The 16,242-nt window shown below is 65.8% G+C and carries 18 protein-coding genes; 5 read left to right on the forward strand and 13 right to left on the reverse strand.

From position 1 onward, the window contains the following. Together fabI and fabG are read right to left on the reverse strand one after the other, a co-directional pair. Positions 1-768: an enoyl-ACP reductase FabI gene (gene fabI, locus LGT36_RS05685; protein ID WP_226097001.1), complete on the reverse strand. Its 768-nt coding sequence runs from the start codon at positions 766-768 to the stop codon at positions 1-3. Between the two features lie 36 nt (positions 769-804). Next, complete coding sequence (gene fabG, locus LGT36_RS05690) at positions 805-1,509, reverse strand: 3-oxoacyl-ACP reductase FabG (RefSeq protein ID WP_226097000.1); 705 nt, start codon at positions 1,507-1,509, stop codon at positions 805-807. Positions 1,510-1,573: 64 nt separating this feature from the next. On the opposite strand from fabG, the gene LGT36_RS05695 reads away from it, so the two are divergent. Then, entirely contained in the window at positions 1,574-2,392 is an 819-nt protein-coding gene (locus LGT36_RS05695) for an SURF1 family protein (protein ID WP_226096999.1), read from the forward strand. 16 nt (positions 2,393-2,408) lie between these two features. Here LGT36_RS05695 and LGT36_RS05700 read toward each other — a convergent pair whose 3' ends face one another. Then, positions 2,409-4,007 (reverse strand): ABC-F family ATP-binding cassette domain-containing protein, encoded by a 1,599-nt coding sequence (locus tag LGT36_RS05700; protein WP_226096998.1) that lies wholly within the window; start codon positions 4,005-4,007, stop codon positions 2,409-2,411. 112 nt (positions 4,008-4,119) lie between these two features. On the opposite strand from LGT36_RS05700, the gene LGT36_RS05705 reads away from it, so the two are divergent. The 3 genes from LGT36_RS05705 to LGT36_RS05715 are packed head-to-tail and all read left to right on the forward strand — an operon-like array spanning position 4,120 to position 6,147. Beyond that, positions 4,120-4,764, forward strand: coding sequence for a biotin transporter BioY (locus LGT36_RS05705; RefSeq protein WP_226096997.1), 645 nt, complete (start codon positions 4,120-4,122; stop codon positions 4,762-4,764). A gap of 16 nt (positions 4,765-4,780) precedes the next feature. Further along, the gene (locus LGT36_RS05710; RefSeq protein ID WP_226096996.1) at positions 4,781-5,485 is read left to right on the forward strand and encodes an energy-coupling factor ABC transporter ATP-binding protein; all 705 of its coding nucleotides are present in this window, start codon (positions 4,781-4,783) and stop codon (positions 5,483-5,485) included. Continuing rightward, positions 5,482-6,147 carry a CbiQ family ECF transporter T component gene (locus tag LGT36_RS05715; RefSeq protein ID WP_226096995.1) on the forward strand — a complete coding sequence of 222 codons (666 nt, stop codon included), beginning with the start codon at positions 5,482-5,484 and terminating at the stop codon, positions 6,145-6,147. Before LGT36_RS05710 ends, LGT36_RS05715 begins: the two co-directional genes overlap by 4 nt. Before the next feature lie 66 nt (positions 6,148-6,213). On the opposite strand, the gene LGT36_RS05720 is transcribed toward LGT36_RS05715, so the two are convergent. From LGT36_RS05720 to LGT36_RS05755, 8 genes are read right to left on the reverse strand one after another with little or no spacing between them, the layout of a single operon-like run. Next, the gene (locus LGT36_RS05720; protein ID WP_226096994.1) at positions 6,214-6,540 is read right to left on the reverse strand and encodes a metal-sulfur cluster assembly factor; all 327 of its coding nucleotides are present in this window, start codon (positions 6,538-6,540) and stop codon (positions 6,214-6,216) included. Continuing rightward, positions 6,537-7,010: a Fe-S cluster assembly sulfur transfer protein SufU gene (gene sufU / locus LGT36_RS05725; RefSeq protein WP_226096993.1), complete on the reverse strand. Its 474-nt coding sequence runs from the start codon at positions 7,008-7,010 to the stop codon at positions 6,537-6,539. The genes LGT36_RS05720 and sufU overlap by 4 nt, the downstream gene beginning before the upstream one ends. Further along, a complete protein-coding gene (locus tag LGT36_RS05730) occupies positions 7,007-8,287 on the reverse strand; it encodes a SufS family cysteine desulfurase (RefSeq protein ID WP_226096992.1) in 1,281 nt (426 codons plus the stop codon). Before LGT36_RS05730 ends, sufU begins: the two co-directional genes overlap by 4 nt. Positions 8,288-8,295: 8 nt before the next feature. Continuing rightward, a complete protein-coding gene (gene sufC, locus LGT36_RS05735; protein WP_226096991.1) occupies positions 8,296-9,051 on the reverse strand; it encodes a Fe-S cluster assembly ATPase SufC in 756 nt (251 codons plus the stop codon). Beyond that, entirely contained in the window at positions 9,048-9,407 is a 360-nt protein-coding gene (locus tag LGT36_RS05740; protein WP_226096990.1) for a non-heme iron oxygenase ferredoxin subunit, read from the reverse strand. The genes sufC and LGT36_RS05740 overlap by 4 nt, the downstream gene beginning before the upstream one ends. Beyond that, on the reverse strand, positions 9,407-10,603 hold the full coding sequence (gene sufD / locus LGT36_RS05745; RefSeq protein WP_226096989.1) for a Fe-S cluster assembly protein SufD: 1,197 nt from the start codon (positions 10,601-10,603) through the stop codon (positions 9,407-9,409). The genes LGT36_RS05740 and sufD overlap by 1 nt, the downstream gene beginning before the upstream one ends. After that, positions 10,600-12,033 (reverse strand): Fe-S cluster assembly protein SufB, encoded by a 1,434-nt coding sequence (gene sufB / locus LGT36_RS05750; RefSeq protein ID WP_226096988.1) that lies wholly within the window; start codon positions 12,031-12,033, stop codon positions 10,600-10,602. Before sufB ends, sufD begins: the two co-directional genes overlap by 4 nt. 2 nt (positions 12,034-12,035) lie before the next feature. After that, entirely contained in the window at positions 12,036-12,683 is a 648-nt protein-coding gene (locus tag LGT36_RS05755; protein ID WP_226096987.1) for a metalloregulator ArsR/SmtB family transcription factor, read from the reverse strand. Positions 12,684-12,850: 167 nt separating this feature from the next. Between LGT36_RS05755 and LGT36_RS05760 the strand changes: the two genes are divergently transcribed. Beyond that, positions 12,851-13,810 (forward strand): heme A synthase, encoded by a 960-nt coding sequence (locus LGT36_RS05760; protein WP_226096986.1) that lies wholly within the window; start codon positions 12,851-12,853, stop codon positions 13,808-13,810. On the opposite strand, the gene LGT36_RS05765 is transcribed toward LGT36_RS05760, so the two are convergent. Together LGT36_RS05765 and LGT36_RS05770 are read right to left on the reverse strand one after the other, a co-directional pair. Continuing rightward, positions 13,807-14,478, reverse strand: coding sequence for an NUDIX hydrolase (locus LGT36_RS05765; protein ID WP_226096985.1), 672 nt, complete (start codon positions 14,476-14,478; stop codon positions 13,807-13,809). The genes LGT36_RS05760 and LGT36_RS05765 overlap by 4 nt on opposite strands. Next, positions 14,475-16,214 carry a CTP synthase gene (locus tag LGT36_RS05770; protein WP_226264701.1) on the reverse strand — a complete coding sequence of 580 codons (1,740 nt, stop codon included), beginning with the start codon at positions 16,212-16,214 and terminating at the stop codon, positions 14,475-14,477. The genes LGT36_RS05765 and LGT36_RS05770 overlap by 4 nt, the downstream gene beginning before the upstream one ends. Positions 16,215-16,242 lie beyond the last annotated feature (28 nt).

The following is a 16,242-nucleotide window of genomic DNA, read 5'->3' on the forward strand; positions in this document are numbered from 1 at the left end:
CTACTGCCCCATCGCGTGCACGCCGCCGTCAACGTGCACCATCTCGCCGGTGGTCGACGGGAACCAGTCGCTCAGGAGCGCGATCACGGCCTTCGCGGCGGGCACGGTGTCTTCAGAGTCCCAGCCCAGCGGCGACCGCTCACTCCACTTGCCTTCCATCTGGTCAAAACCGGGAATGTGCTTGGCAGCTGTGGTCTTGAGAGGCCCGGCGGACACCACGTTGCAGCGGATACCGAGCGGCCCGAGGTCGCGGGCCAGGTAGCGGCTGACGGCCTCGAATGCCGCCTTCGACACACCCATCCAGTCATAGACGGGCCAGGCGAAGCGGCCGTCGAACGTCAGCCCAACGATCGCACCGCCGTTCGACATGAGCGGCACCGTCGCCTCTGCGAGCGCCTTGAGCGAGTAGGCGGAGATCTGCAGCGCGGTGGCCACGTCCTCCCACTGACCGCTCATGAAGTTGCCGCCCATCACTGTCTGCGGGGCGAAACCGATCGAGTGCACCACGCCGTCGACGTGTGGCACGTACTCGCGCACCGCGTCTGGAAGCGCGGCAAGGTGCTCGGGGTTGGTGACATCGAGCTCAACAACCTTGGCCTCGACAGGCAGTCTGCGCCCCATCGCCTCAGTGACTTTGAGGGTGCGCCCCACGCCGGTGAGCACCACGTGCGCGCCCTGCTCCTGGGCAAGGCGTGCCACGTCGAACGCGATGGAACCCTCCGTCAGCACGCCGGTGACGAGGATGTTCTTGCCTTCGAGAATGCCCATGGTTCCTCCTGTGGAAAAGACTACGTGGTTGGTGACTTAGTGACCCATGCCCAGGCCACCGTCTACCGGTAGCACCGCGCCAGAAACATACCCTGCCGCATCGGAGGCCAGGAACATCGCGGCCGCGGCCACATCTGCCGTGGAGCCGAATCGCTTGGCTGGGATGGAAGCCTCGTATTGCTTGACGGTGTCGGCATCGAGTTCGGCCGTCATGTCGGTCCCGATGAAGCCTGGGGCCACGACGTTGGCGGTGATGCCGCGGCTGCCCACCTCGCGCGTGATGGACCTGGCCATACCGACGAGCGCCGATTTTGATGCCGAGTAGTTCACCTGGCCTGGATTGCCGAGGAGGCCCACGACGGAGCCGATGAGCACGATGCGGCCGTAGCGTTCCCGCATCATCGAGTTCACTGCGCGGCGCACCGTGCGGAACGTGCCGGTGAGGTTGGTGTCGATCACGGCCGCGAAATCTTCGTCCGACATTCGCATGAGGAGCCCGTCGCGAGTGATGCCAGCGTTCGCCACGAGAACGCGCACCCGCCCGTGTTCGGCCTCTAGCGCGTCGAAGGCGGCGTTGACCGCGTCGGTGTCGGTGATGTCGGCAATAGCGCCCGTGACGCCTTCCGGTAGCTCCCCTCCTCTGTAGATACTCGAGACGGTGTCACCGTTCGCTACAAAGGCTTCCGCGATCGCACGGCCGATGCCGCGGTTCGCGCCAGTCACCACCACGTGTCGCGTCATGGCCCCCAAACTAGCCGATGCATCGCGAACCTCGTGCACGCGCCTCGCACGTACGATCGACAGCGTGAGCAAGACCGCCGTGAATCAGCGCCCAGCTGCGTATGCACCGGGCCGAATCGTGCTCACCAGCCTGGCGGTCATCGCGGCGATGGCGCTCGGCCTCGTTGCCGGAGCGTGGCAGTGGGGCAGGTACGACGCGAGGGCCGATGCCGCGGCGGCTCAAGAGGCCGCGGAAGGCAAGCCAGTAGCAGAACTCGAGGAACTGGTGTCTGTCGACACCGGCGGACCCGAGGATGCCCAATGGCGGACGGCGACCGTGACGGGGCTGCTGGACCCCGACTCGGTGGTCGAGTTGCGCGGCCGCACGGTCAACCGCACGGCCTCTTTGCAATACCTCGCGTGGATGCGCACGGAGGCTGGTCGCGCCGTGCTCGTCAACCTCGGCTGGCAGCCCCGTACAGCCGCCGCGACAGATCCCTCCCTTCCCGCTGGAGAAGTCACGGTCACAGGTGTGGTGCGCTCCTTCGAGGCCGACAACGGCAAGCCAGGCACGCGCATCAACCCTGCCCAGATGCCCTCCGTCGACCAGCCGGTTGTCCCCGCCTACGTGATGGCCACCTCTGTGTGTACGGCCAGCGATTGCGTTGAGGAACTCGAGCCCGTCCCGATCCCGAGCCTTTCCTTGGGCCCCCACCTCAGTTATGCGCTGCAGTGGTGGCTGCTCACGGCCGTCGCGGCGCCCTTAGGGGTGTGGCTCACCCGCAGAGATGCCTTGCATGAGCGCGAGCGTGCGCAGGAGGGGGGCGACGACGCCGCGACCCCTCGTCGCAAACGGTCCCCGAAGCGTCGGCCTACCGACGAAGAGATCGAGGACGCTCTCTAGGCCGAGTCCGCGGCTCCTAGGCGAGCGAGATCAGGTCCCTGTACGAGGCGTTCCACAGATCCTCGTCCGCGTCGGGTAGCAGCAGCACCCGCTCCGGCTCGAGGGCGTCCACCGCACCCTCGTCGTGGGTCACCATCACGACAGCGCCCTCGTACGTCTTGAGCGCGCCAAGGATCTCGGCCCTCGACGCGGGGTCGAGGTTGTTGGTCGGTTCGTCCAGAAGCAAGACATTCGCTTGGCTCACCACAAGCGTCGCGAGCGCAAGCCTGGTCTTCTCTCCGCCGGAGAGCACCCGCGCTGGCTTGTCGACGTCGTCTCCCTGGAACAGGAAGGATCCAAGAACACTACGCACTTCGGTGTCGTTCAGATCGGGCGCGCTGTGTCGCATGTTCTCAAGGACGGTCGCCTCCATGTCGAGGGTGTCGTGCTCTTGAGCGTAGTAACCGAGCTTCAGTCCGTGACCGGGTTCGATCTGCCCTGTGTCTGGCTTCTCGACCCCCGCCAACAGTTTCAGCAGCGTCGTCTTGCCAGCGCCGTTGAGGCCGAGCACCACCACTCGTGAGCCGCGGTCGATCGCGAGCTCCACGTCGGTGAAGACCTCGAGCGTTCCGTAGTTCTTGGACAGTTCGGAGGCGCGCAGCGGCGTCTTTCCGCACGGCGCTGGCTTGGGGAAGCGCAACGCGGCCACCTTGTCCGACTGGCGCGCGGTCTCCGTCTCGGCGAGCAGGCGTTGGGCGCGCTTCGCCATGTTCTGTGCTGCGACAGCCTTGGTAGCGCTTGCGCGCATCTTGTTGGCCTGAGCCATGAGGACTGACGCCTTCTGCTCCGCGTTCTTGCGCTCGCGGTGGCGCCGGTGCTCGTCGTCCTCGCGCTGCTTGAGGTAGAGGTCCCAGCCCATGGCGTATTGGTCCATGACGCCACGGTTGGCGTCGAGGTAGAAGACCTTGGTCACCACGGACCGCACCAGCTCCACATCGTGCGAGATGACGACAAGGCCGCCTGGGTACTGCGCGAGGAAACCGCGCAGCCATTGGATCGAGTCGGCGTCGAGGTGGTTGGTCGGCTCATCAAGCAGCAGCGTCTCCGCATCGGAGAACAGAATGCGAGCCAATTCAACGCGCCGACGCTGACCGCCAGACAGAGTGCCCAGTTCTTGAGAGAGCACGCGTTCGTCGAGGCCAAGATTCGCAGCGATGCGCGCCGCGTCAGACTCCGCCGCGTAGCCGCCAGCTGCACGGAATCGCTCCTCGATGGCCGGGTACCTCTCCATGGCCTTCTCGGCAACGGCGGCGTCCTCGCTTGCCATGCCCAGTTCCGCCTCTCGCAGCTTGCCCAGGATCGTCTCAAGGTCGCGTGCAGCCAAAATGCGATCCAGTGCACGCACCGTGACGTCGCCCTCCCTGGGGTCCTGTGGGAGGTAGCCGACGGAGCCCTTGTGCGTGACCTTCCCTCCGGAAGCCTGGCCTTCCCCTGCGAGGATGCGGGTGAGCGTGGTCTTACCAGCGCCGTTGCGCCCCACGAGGCCGACGCGGTCGCCCTTGCCGATGCGGAAGGACGCCGGGTGCAGTAGCACTCTGGCGCCGATGCGCATCTCGAGATCTTGGGCGACAATCACAGTGAATCCTTCCGAGCGCCCGCGAGCGGGCGTGGTGGTGGTGAGCGCTGATGAGCGCAAAGAGGGGGCCGCCCGGTATGGTTGCGGCCAATTCATTATCTCAGGGAGTCCCATGAACCTGCGTCACGCTCTGTCCCCCACCAACCTCGCCCTCATCGCCGTCTTCGCTGGCCTCATCGCTGCGTCGACCATCTGGCCGGGAGCCGAACTGGTCTCTGGGGTGCCCATCACGCTTCAGACGCTCGCCGTGCTGCTTGCCGGTGCAGCCCTTGGACCGTGGCGCGGCGCGAGCGCCGTCGCCCTGTACCTCGTCGTCGGCACTGCCGGCGCGCCCATCTTTGCTGGCCGCTCTGCGGGGCCCGCCGTCTGGACGGGACCGACAGCGGGGTTCCTCGCCGGCTTCGTGGTGGCGGCCTTCGTCGCCGGCTGGCTCGTGCGCAGCATGCGCCGCCGCGGCCAGTTGACGGTCTCTGGCGTCATCGGCGCTTGCGCGGTCGCCTCGCTACTGGTGCTCAACGTCATCGGTTGGGGCTTCTTCATGATCAGGCTCGGCACCACGGCGGCCGACACCGTCGCTTTCGCAACGCCCTTCCTTGTGGGCGACATCATCAAGGTGTTCGTCGCTGGCATCACCGGCGCCGCAGTGCATCGTGCGTACCCCGGCCTGCTCGGCGCCACCCGTAACGGAGGCGAGGCCCCTCAGCACGAGACGCTCGCCGCTCCACCGGTCGCCGTCGGCGCGCAGGACGCCTCATAGCGCATACCCTGTCCCCATGATCGAATTCAAGGACGCGACCGTCGTCGCGCCCGATTCTGACGTCGTCATTCTGAAGCCAACAACGTTGACCCTGACCGAGAGCCGCATCACGGTGATTGGGGCCAACGGTTCTGGAAAGTCGACGTTGGCGAGGCTCATCAACGGTTTGGCCATTCCCGTGTCAGGAAGCGTCAGCGTCGATGGGGTCGACACCCGCAAGCACGGCGCCTTGGTGCGTCGCAAGGTGGGCTTCCTGTTCACTGACCCGACGTCGCAACTCATCATGCCCACCGCCATCGAAGACGTCATGTTGTCCTTGCGGCGCGTGGTCCGGTCGAAGAACGAGCGCGTCAAGGCAGCACTCGCCGCGCTTGAGGACATTGGGCTTGGCGACAAGGCTGACGTGTCGGTCAACTCGCTGTCCGGAGGCCAGCGCCAACTTCTCGCCCTTGCAGGCGTTCTCACGGCCACGCCAAAGGTGGTCGTTGCCGACGAGCCGACGACGCTTCTTGACCTGCGCTGGAAGGCTCACGTCGGTGCGCTCCTGCATTCCCTGCCGATCCAGCTGATCGAGGTCACTCACGACCTTGAAGCGGCGACCAAGGCTGAACGCACTCTGGTGGTCGACGACGGCGGAGTCGTGTTCGACGGCAATCCGATGGACGCGGTCGCCCATTACCGGGACCTCATGTACCGCAAGTCGGTGGGAGCTCCAGCGTGACTCACGTGCTCGGTGCCTACCGACCTGGAGCCTCGCCGCTGCACAGGCTCCCTGCATGGTCCAAGGTGCTCGGCCTCGTCGTGTGGTCCGCGGTCACGCTCCTCATCAGGGATCCCATCACGTCAGGGGGTATGGCCGCGGCAGCGCTCCTGCTGCTCATCAGCGTCCTGCCGGCGCCAGGGCCGACGCTGAGAGGGCTCGGCATGATCGTGATCGTGGCCGCGATGGCGAGTGCGTACCAATTGTGGCGCGGTGACTATGTGGCAGGCATCGACATCGGTGTCGACCTCATCGGTCTCTTTGCCTTGTCGCTCGCCATCACGGGGTCGACCCCTATGTCAGACATGCTCGACCTTGCCACGGCCGCTGCGCGGCCATTGAGGCGCGTGCTTCCGCCCGCCGTCACCGGGCTCATGTTCGCGATCATGTTGCGAGCCATCCCCGAGATCGCCGGCATCATGCGGCAGTCCCGAGACGCGGCGCGCGCACGCGGCATCAGGCGCGGCCCTGTCTCCTTCATGATTCCCACCGCAACCCGCACGGTCGGCTTCGCTCTCGATCTCGGAGCGGCGCTCCACGCGCGCGGAATCGGCGATGACGCCAAAGCCGACACCACGCGATCGCGCGCTTTGCGCGTCCCGCCTGGGACCGCGCGTCAATAGAACCGCCGGAACGAGCACCGTCCGCGGCGTCGTGCCCGACCCCTCAGCCCGTCGAGGACGAGCGAACTAGACGTTGAAGCCGAGCGCCCTCAGCTGCTCGCGGCCGTCGTCGGTGATCTTGTCAGGGCCCCACGGCGGCATCCATACCCAGTTGATGCGGAAGCCGTTGACGAGCCCCTCAAGCGCCTGGGCCGTCTGATCCTCGAGCACGTCCGTCAGCGGGCACGCGGCCGAGGTGAGCGTCATGTCGATGATGGCGTGCTGGTTCTCGTCGAGGTGAACGCCATACACGAGGCCAAGGTCAACCACGTTGATCCCGAGTTCTGGGTCGATGACGTCGCGCAGCGCCTCTTCGACGTCGGCCACGTTGGAGGGGGTTGCAGTGTCGGTCATGGTGTTGATCCTTCCGTGCCAACCGTGGCGCGCGCAATCGCGTCGCGCAACGCTATCCAGCTGATGAGGGCGCACTTGATGCGCGCCGGGTACTTTCCCACGCCCACAAAAGCGGTGGCATCTTCCAGGAGGTCTTCTCGTTCGTCTCCTAGCGGCACGCCCTTGTGGTGCATGAGGGCCATGAAGGCCTCCATGGTCTCGTCCGCCGTACGAAGATCGGTGCCGTCCATGAGTTCAGACAACATCGAAGCAGAGGCTTGAGAAATTGAGCAGCCTTGCCCCTCCCATGACACCGACGCGATGCGGTCGCCGTCAAGGCCAACGCGCAGCGTGATCTCGTCCCCGCACGTCGTGTTGACCTGGTGCGATTCCCCCACCGATGGCGCATCTGGGGTCACGAGACCGCTTCCTCGCCTCGTCTTCGCATAGTCAAGCATGACCTGCTGATACATCTGCTCAAGGTCGCTCATGAGTTCACTCCAAAGAACGTCCTGACGGTACCAAGGACGTCAACAAAGGCCCTCGCCTCGTCCTCGGTCGTGTACACGTGTGCGCTCGCGCGGGTCGAGCTGACCACGCCGAAGCGCCGATGCAATGGCTGGTTGCAGTGGTGACCGACGCGCACGGCGATACCGGCATCGTCGAGGATCTGCCCCACGTCGTGGGCGTGGACGCCCTCAACCACGACGGCGGCGAGGCCGAGGACGTCGGCCTTGTCGACGTCCCCCACGGGTCCAAGCAGGCGCACCCCTGGCAACTCGGACACGCCCTCCCGCAAAATCTGCGCGAGCCGCGACTCGTGCCTGGCCACTTTGTCCATGCCGAAGTCCATGAGGTATTCGGCGGCGGCGCCCAAGCCAACGGCCTGCGCGACCGGCTGTGACCCCGACTCGAAGCGGTGGGGGGCGGCTAGCCACGTGGTGTCTTCCATCGTGACGGTCTTCACGCTGCCGCCGCCAAAGACGACGGGGGGAAGCGCGTCGAGCAAGTCTCCCCTGCCCCACAGCGCGCCGATGCCGGTGGGGCCGAGCATCTTGTGTCCAGAGAAGGCGGCGAAGTCGACGCCGAGCCTCTGGACGTCGACGGGCAGGTGCGGCACCGCCTGGCAGGCATCGAGCACGGTGAGAGCGCCCACCTCTCGCGCCCTGGCAACAATCGGAGCCACGTCGGTGACGATGCCGGTCACGTTGCTGGCCGCGGTGAACGCGACCACCTTGGTGGAGTCGTCGATCACGCTGGCGATGGACTCTGGCCGCATGCGGCCGTCGTCGTCCACCTCGATCCACGTGAGGGTCGCGCCCGTGCGGGCACACAACTGCTGCCACGGCACCAGGTTCGCGTGGTGCTCCGTCTCCGTCACCACAATCGTGTCGCCTGGGCCGACGCGGAACCGCGCCGACTCCGTGCCGCCGATGCCCGCTGAGGCATTGGCGATGCCGCCCGCCACAAGGTTGATGGACTGCGTCGCGTTGCCCGTCCAGACGATCTCTGCTGGTGCCGCAGCGTTCACCAAACGGGCGACGCTTGAGCGCGCGCCCTCGAAGGCCTCTGTGGCCTCTTCCGCGATCAGGTGCGCTCCGCGCTGGACAGCGCCGTTGTGGGCGCGCTCGAACTCCGCGACGGCCTCGAGCACCTGGCGGGGTCGCTGCGAGGTCGCTGCGGAATCGAGGTACACCAAGGGCTTCCCGTTTCTCACCGTGCGGCTGAGAATCGGGAAGTCGCCCCTGACGCCAGTCAGCGTGTCCATGACGGTGGTTACGCCTCCACCACGTAGCGGTCGTAGCCTTCGGCCTCGAGGCGCTCGGCCAACTCGGGGCCGCCCTCTTCCGCCACCTTGCCGTTGACGAACACGTGCACGAAGTCAGGCGTGATGTAGTTCAGGATCCGCGTGTAGTGCGTGATGAGCATGACGCCAAGACCGGTGTCTTCCTTCACTCGGTTGACGCCTTCTGAGACGATGCGCAAGGCATCGACGTCGAGGCCGGAGTCGGTCTCGTCAAGAATCGCGATCTTGGGGCTCAGCAGTTCCATCTGGAGGATCTCGTGGCGCTTCTTCTCGCCACCGGAGAAGCCCTCGTTGACGTTGCGCTCCGCAAACGCCGGGTCCATACGAAGCTTCTCCATTGACGTCTTGACGTCCTTGACCCAGTGACGCAGCTTGGGAGCCTCGCCTTCGATCGCGGTCTTCGCCGTGCGCAAGAAGTTGGACACCGAGACGCCAGGGACCTCGACGGGGTACTGCATCGCGAGGAACAGACCGGCACGCGCCCGCTCGTCAACGGTCATCTCGAGCACGTCTTCGCCATCGAGGGTGACGGTGCCTTCCGTCACGGTGTACTTGGGGTGGCCGGCGATCGAATAGGCGAGCGTCGACTTACCGGAGCCGTTGGGGCCCATGATGGCGTGGGTCTCGCCGGAAGAGATCGTGAGGTCGACCCCCTTGAGGATCTCCTTCACCCCCTCTGGCGTCTCGACGGTGACATGCAGGTTCTTGATCTCGAGGGTGCTCATGCGTTCTCCTTCACGGGAAGTCGGGGGTGATCGACGTCGACGAGCACGCGCTCGCCATCGATGGTGACGGGGTAGGAATCGACGGGGTCTATCGCTGGCAGCTCGGTGACGGCTCCATTGCGCACGTCGAAGCGGGCGCCGTGAGCCCAGCACTCGACCTCACAACCCTCCATCTCGCCCTCTGACAGCGGCACCTCGCCGTGGCTGCATACGTCGTTGATGGCGTAGAACTCTCCGTCATCGGTGCGTGCGAGAGCGACGGGAACCTCGACGCCGTCTGCGCGCGTCAGGAAGACCTGCAACAGGGAGCCAGGCTCCAGGTCGGCGACGGCGCACGCGAACTGTTCGCTCGACATCAGGCATCGCCCTCCTCGATCTGTGCGAGCTCAAGGTCGATCGCCCGCATGAGGCCCTCTTCCACCTCGGCCACGCCGATCTGGTGAACCAGGTCGGCAAAGAAGCCGCGGACCACAAGCTTGCGGGCTGCGTCTTCAGTGATGCCGCGAGAGCGCAAGTAGAACATCTGCTCCTCGTCGAAACGGCCGGTCGCGGAAGCGTGTCCCGCTCCCTCGATCTCGCCCGTCTCAATCTCGAGGTTCGGCACGGAGTCGGCGCGAGCGCCGTCCGTCAGCACCAGGTTGCGGTTCAGTTCGTACGTGTCAGTACCTTCTGCGGCGGCACGGATCAGCACATCGCCAATCCACACCGTGCGCGCCGTCTTGCCAGCGAGCGCGCCCTTGTAGGTCACGCGCGAGCGGCATCGCGGCGCGGCGTGGTCCACAAAGAGCTGGTGCTCTTGGTGCTGGCCAGAGTCCGCAAAGTACAGACCGTAGAGGTCAACGGAAGCGCCCTCTCCTGCCAGCGCTGCTGAGGTGTTCAGGCGCACCACCTTGCCGCCGAGAGTGACGACAGATTGGCGCAAGCGAGCGTCGCGACCGAGCCTAGCCACCACCTCGCCCACGTGGATGGCGTCGGCGTCCCAATCCTGGATCAGGACGAGGTTGAGTGAGGCGTTTTCCGCCACGTCGACCGAGATGAACTCGCCGACGACGGCTGAGCCCTTGCGCTCGATGATGACGGTCGCTTCAGCGTTCGCGCCTACCTCGAGCGCGATGGCCTCGCGCGCCGACTGGCCGCTGCCGGTCACGCTCAGGCGCAGTGGTTCGGCGAGGACGGTGCCTCGCGCGATGGTCAGGGCCATGGCACCGTCCGCACGGGCAGCCGCGACGGCGCTCGCCCTGTCTCCTGGCGCGCGCACCGCCCGCTCGCGGAATTGCGTGGGGTCAAGCGACGTGACGCTCACACCCGCTGGCAACTCCGGCAACAGCGTGTCGAGGCTCTCACCTGTCTGCTCGTCCACCAGCAGCGCGGAGATGTCCCGCATGGGCGAGAACCGCCAGTTTTCTTCGCGGCCCGTCGGCATTCCGAAGGCGTCGGCGTCGAATGACTGAAGCCTGTCGGCGCGCGACTTGTCCGGAACGGTCGTGCCGTTGTACTGGTGGCCGTGCGCCGCGTCGGCGGTGGCCTGACTGTGGTCTGTCGTGATGCTCAACCGACGGATCCTTCCATCTGCATTTCAATGAGGCGGTTCAGTTCGAGCGCGTACTCCATAGGGAGTTCGCGAGCGATGGGCTCGACGAATCCGCGCACGATCATCGCCATGGCTTCTGTCTCCTCGAGTCCCCTCGACATGAGGTAGAACAGCTGGTCTTCGCTCACGCGGGAGACCGTGGCCTCGTGACCCATGCTGACGTCGTCTTCGCGCACGTCGACGTAGGGGTAGGTGTCGGAGCGGGAGATCTGGTCGACCAACAACGCGTCGCACAGGACGTTCGACTTGGAGCCCTTGGCCCCTTCGAGCACTTGGACGAGCCCTCGGTAAGAGGTGCGCCCACCGCCGCGGGCCACGGACTTGGACACGATCGACGACGACGTGTGTGGGGCGGCGTGCACCATCTTGGCGCCGGCGTCCTGGTGCTGGCCCTCGCCCGCGAAGGCGATCGACAGGGTCTCGCCCTTGGCGTGCTCGCCCATCAGGTAGATCGCCGGGTACTTCATGGTGACCTTGGAGCCGATGTTGCCGTCGACCCACTCCATGGTGGCGCCCTCGGCGGCCGTGGCGCGCTTGGTGACCAGGTTGTACACGTTGTTCGACCAGTTCTGGATGGTCGTGTACCGCACGCGAGCGTTCTTCTTCACGATGATCTCAACCACTGCGGAGTGAAGCGAGTCCGACTTGTAGATCGGGGCGGTGCAGCCCTCGACGTAGTGCACGTACGAGCCCTCGTCGGCGATGATCAGGGTGCGCTCGAACTGGCCCATGTTCTCCGTGTTGATGCGGAAGTAGGCCTGCAGCGGGATGTCCACGTGGACGCCTGGCGGCACGTAGACGAAGGACCCGCCTGACCACACGGCCGTGTTGAGCGAGGCGAACTTGTTGTCGCCCGCGGGGATCACGGTGCCGAAGTACTCCTCGAAGAACTCGGGGTGCTCGCGCAGCGCGGTGTCGGTGTCCATGAAGATGACGCCCTGCTGCTCGAGGTCCTCGCGGATCTGGTGGTACACCACCTCTGATTCGTACTGGGCCGCGACGCCGGAGACCAGGCGCTGCTTCTCGGCCTCTGGGATGCCGAGCCTGTCGTAGGTCTTCCTGATGTCCTCAGGCAGGTCCTCCCAGCTGGTGGCCTGCTTCTCAGTCGAGCGCACAAAGTACTTGATGTTGTCGAAGTCGATGCCGGTGAGGTCTGAACCCCAGGTGGGCATGGGCTTCTTGCCGAAGAGCTTGAGCGACTTGAGGCGGAGCTTGAGCATCCACTCTGGCTCGTTCTTGAGCGTGGAGATGCCGCGAACGACGTCCTCGCTCAGCCCGCGCTTCGCGATGGCTCCGGCAGCGTCGGCGTCGTGCCAACCGAACTCGTAATTGCCCAACGACGCGATGGTCTCGTCTTGGGTCATGGGGACGTTGTCAGTGGGAGTGCTCATCGTCATCCTTCCTTGAGGGCCGGGGTGAGCGGGATGGTGGTCGTGCACACGTGCGCCCCCTGGGCGAGCGTGGACAGTCTTTGGACATGGACGTTGAGAACTGAAGAGAATGCCCTGGCTTCCGCCTCGCACCACTCCGGCGCGACTTGGGCGATTTCTTGGACGGGACAGTGGCCTTGGCACAGTTGGATGGTGTGGCCGCCTGGGCCTGGGCGCACCGACGTCGCGTAGCCGAGGTCGGCGAGCGCCGACGACAGCGCCTCCACCCTGTCGGCGATCGGGGCTTGGTGGTCGACGACGCCGGCAAGTGAGGCCTCTAGCCTCGCCGCGTGCGCTTCCACAAAGTCGGTCAGGTCGCCGCGATCACGCAAATAGTTGACGGCCTCCCTGGCAACCTCGGAGTACGCGGACTGCAAGGCTCGCTGGCCCTCGGAGGTGGCAACAAATGACCTGGCTGGCCTGCCCCTGCCGCGGTCCGCAAGGTGGGGAAGCTCGTGGTCGGCGATCAAGCCGTCGTCAATGAGGGCGCCGAGGTGTCGCCGCACGGCGGCCGACGTCAGGCTCAGCTTCTCGGCGAGCGCGGCGGCGGTGATCGGCCCTGCGGAAGCGATGAGGCTCAGGATGCGCTCCCTCGTGGTGTCTTTGCCCACGTGTGCCTCCTTCCGCCGCTTCTGAATGCCGCCCGTGTGGGCATCAGATAATTAAACAACAGTGTCGTGCCGAAAATGCCCGAGCGCAAGCAAGGCGGACCTAACTAGACCGCCCCTCCCCCCAGCAGACGTCGGTTGCTTTTCGCGCCCACGCATAAACTGTGGGCGTGACCACCGAAGCACCCGCGCCAGCGACCCGCAACCCTCTCCAGCGACTTCGCCGCTTCACGGCGCGTCACGGTCGGGGCCTCACCGTCGCGAACATCTTCACTCAAGGCGGCATCATCGTCACCGGCGGCGCGGTGCGGCTCACGGGATCAGGCCTCGGCTGCTCGACATGGCCTCAATGCGAGCCGGGAACGTTCGTTCCCGAACTGCGCAGCGAGCTCGGAATCCACCCCTACATCGAGTTCGGCAACAGGACCCTGACGTTCGTTCTGCTCATTGTGGCGATCGGCGTCGCGCTTGCCTTGTGGGACACCAGGCCCGACCTCAAGTGGTGGGGGCTCGTGCCTGTGCTCGGCGTCGTCGGCCAGGCCATCGTCGGCGGTATCACCGTCCTCGCCGACCTGAACCCCGTGATCGTCGCGCCGCACCTCTTGCTGTCGATGGGCTTGGTATGGCAAGCCGTGTGGCTCGCCCTCAAATACCGGGAGGCGCCACGCCGCGAGGGCCGGTGCGTCAAGACTCCCCTGCGCGTCAGTTCAGTGCTGCTCGTGGGACTGCTCGTGCTGGGCACCGTCACCACCGGTGCCGGACCACACTCGGGGGACGCCGAGGCGACCGAGCGGCTCGGCATCGACTTGGACACCGCAGCGCGCGCACACGCGCTCGTGGTCTGGGCCTTCGTCGCCATCGTCGCGTACCTCGTGTTCAGAGTGCGCAACGACCGCTCGTATGGCAACGTCGACGAGGTCGGGAAGGCGTGGAAGGTCCTCGTCGGCGTGACGCTGGCCCAAGGCGTCATCGGGTACGTGCAGTACTTCAACGACCTACCCGAACTCATCGTGGGTGCCCACCTCGCGGGAGCCGCGGTGCTCACCGCCGCCCATTCAGCGGCCTTCTACCTGCTCAAGAGGGATCGCTCACGCGTCATGGCCGAGGCGGCCGTCGCGGGCAACAACTAGGCCCCGGCGAGCCGCCTGTTGTCAGGCGGTAGCAGCCACGGCGCGTCGGCCGGCCGCAGCGTTGACCACCCGGAGAGCCTGGCCCTATCGGCCGCCATGGCACCTACTACCAGCGACGATGAATGCACCCTTCCGGCGGTGACCGCGTCGAGCACCTCTGCAAGCGGCACCCAGGCGCCGACCATGTCGCGCTCCTCTTCGGTACGCGTGTGCTGGTCCGCCGCTGGCACTGCAGAGAGGTCGCGCGCAAGAAACACGCGGACGGCCTCAGAGCTCCCGCCGCCCGACGGGTAGTAGTCGGCGAGCGCGTGCCACGTGGTGGCCGTGAGGTCAGCCTCCTCGTGCAGTTCGCGCTTGGCGGCGTCGACGGGTGCCTCCCCCGCAAAATCCATGAGGCCTGCTGGCGGCTCCCAGCATTCGACTCCTACAGGGTGGCGGTACTGGCGCACCAAGTAGATCTCGTCGGCGTCGTTGAGCGCGACGATGACGACGGCGCCGGTGTGCTGGATGAAGTCGCGGGTGACCGTGGCATGTTCCAGGTCGACCTCGTCGCTCACCACGTTCCACACTCGTCCGGTGAAACGCTCGTGCCTCGCGAGAATCGGCCGCGGCGCGGCGATGTCGGTGAGCACAGCGTCGTCGAAAGAGGGGGCGCCGTCCTCCGTCACGACGCGCGGGTGCTTGCCGCCGTGGCAGAGGCCACCGCGCCTGCTTGCTGAGCGTCAGAATCCTGCTCGCCTTCTGCAGAGGCGTGCTGACGCTCGATCGCGGCGCCAATCAGACCAGCGAACAGCGGGTGAGCCTTGGTGGGCCTCGACAGGAACTCGGGGTGCGCCTGCGTCGCCACGTAATACGGGTGAGCGGCTCTTGGCAGTTCGATGAACTCCACCAACTGGCGGTCGGGAGACTCACCTGAGACCACCAAGCCCGCCTCTTCCAGTTGTGGGCGGTACGCGTTGTTGACCTCGTAGCGGTGGCGGTGACGCTCGCCCACGGTCGCAGCACCATACGTCTGCTCGACCACGGAACCAGGCGTCAACACCGCGCGGTACTCGCCGAGTCGCATCGTGCCGCCCAGATCGCCCTTGCCCTCGACGAACTCGAGTTGCTCCTCCATCGTCGCGATGACGGGGTGGGCGGTGTCGGGGTCGAACTCGGAGCTGGACGCGCCGTCGAGGTCAAGCATCGTGCGGGCGTACTCCATGACCATGACCTGAAGGCCGAGACAGATTCCGAGCGTGGGCACTTTGTTCTCGCGCGCCCACCGAGAGGCGCCAATCTTGCCGTCGACTCCTCGCACGCCAAAGCCCCCAGGGATGAGCACGGCATCCACCCCGCCGAGCGCCTTCTGGGCCCCCTCACGCGTCTGGCACGTGTCGGAGGCGACCCACCGGATGTTGACGCGCGCGTTGTGGTGAAAACCGCCCGCGCGCAGCGCCTCTCCCACGGATAGGTAGGCATCGGGCAAGTCGACATACTTGCCAACGAGCGCTACTTCGACCGACTCCGCAGGGTGGTGGACGCGACGCAACACGTCGTCCCAGGCACCCCATTGCACGTCGTGGAACGGCAAGTCGAGCCGCCTCACCACGTAGGCGTCGAGTCCCTCGGAGTGCAGCACCTTGGGAATGTCGTAAATGCTGGGCGCATCCTTCGCGGTGACGACGGCTTGCGGCTCGACGTCGCACATCAGCGCGATCTTGTTCTTGACCGACGCCGGGATATCCCTGTCGGCGCGGCACACGATCGCGTCCGGCTGGATTCCGATGCTGCGCAGCGCGGCCACCGAGTGCTGCGTGGGCTTGGTCTTGAGTTCGCCGGAGGGGCCGATGTACGGCACGAGCGAAACGTGGAGGAAGAAGACGTTGTCGCGGCCGACGTCGTGGCGCACCTGGCGTGCTGCCTCGATGAACGGTTGGCTTTCGATGTCGCCGACGGTGCCGCCGATTTCGGTGATGATGACGTCGACGTCGGGGCCAGCTTGCGCGCGCATGCGGCGTTTGATCTCGTCCGTAATGTGAGGGATGACCTGCACCGTGTCGCCCAAGTACTCACCGCGGCGCTCCTTCGCGATCACCTGTGAGTAGACCTGGCCGGTGGTGACGTTGGCGTCCCCGGAGAGCTTGACGTCGAGGAAGCGCTCGTAGTGGCCGATGTCGAGGTCGGTCTCGGCGCCGTCCTCCGTGACATAGACCTCTCCGTGCTGGAACGGGTTCATCGTTCCCGGGTCAACATTGAGGTAGGGGTCGAGCTTCTGCATGGTCACGCGGATGCCGCGAGAGCGAAGCAATCGGCCGAGGCTGGAAGCCGTCAGGCCCTTTCCCAGGGAGGACACGACGCCCCCTGTGACAAAGATGTGCCGGGTGACATGGTCCGCACGGGACTCAAAACGAGATCTCTCCACGGACTTCAACAGTAACAGTCTTCGCGGG

Origin of the sequence: Demequina sp. TMPB413 (assembly GCF_020447105.2) — a bacterium.
Lineage (GTDB): Bacteria > Actinomycetota > Actinomycetes > Actinomycetales > Demequinaceae > Demequina.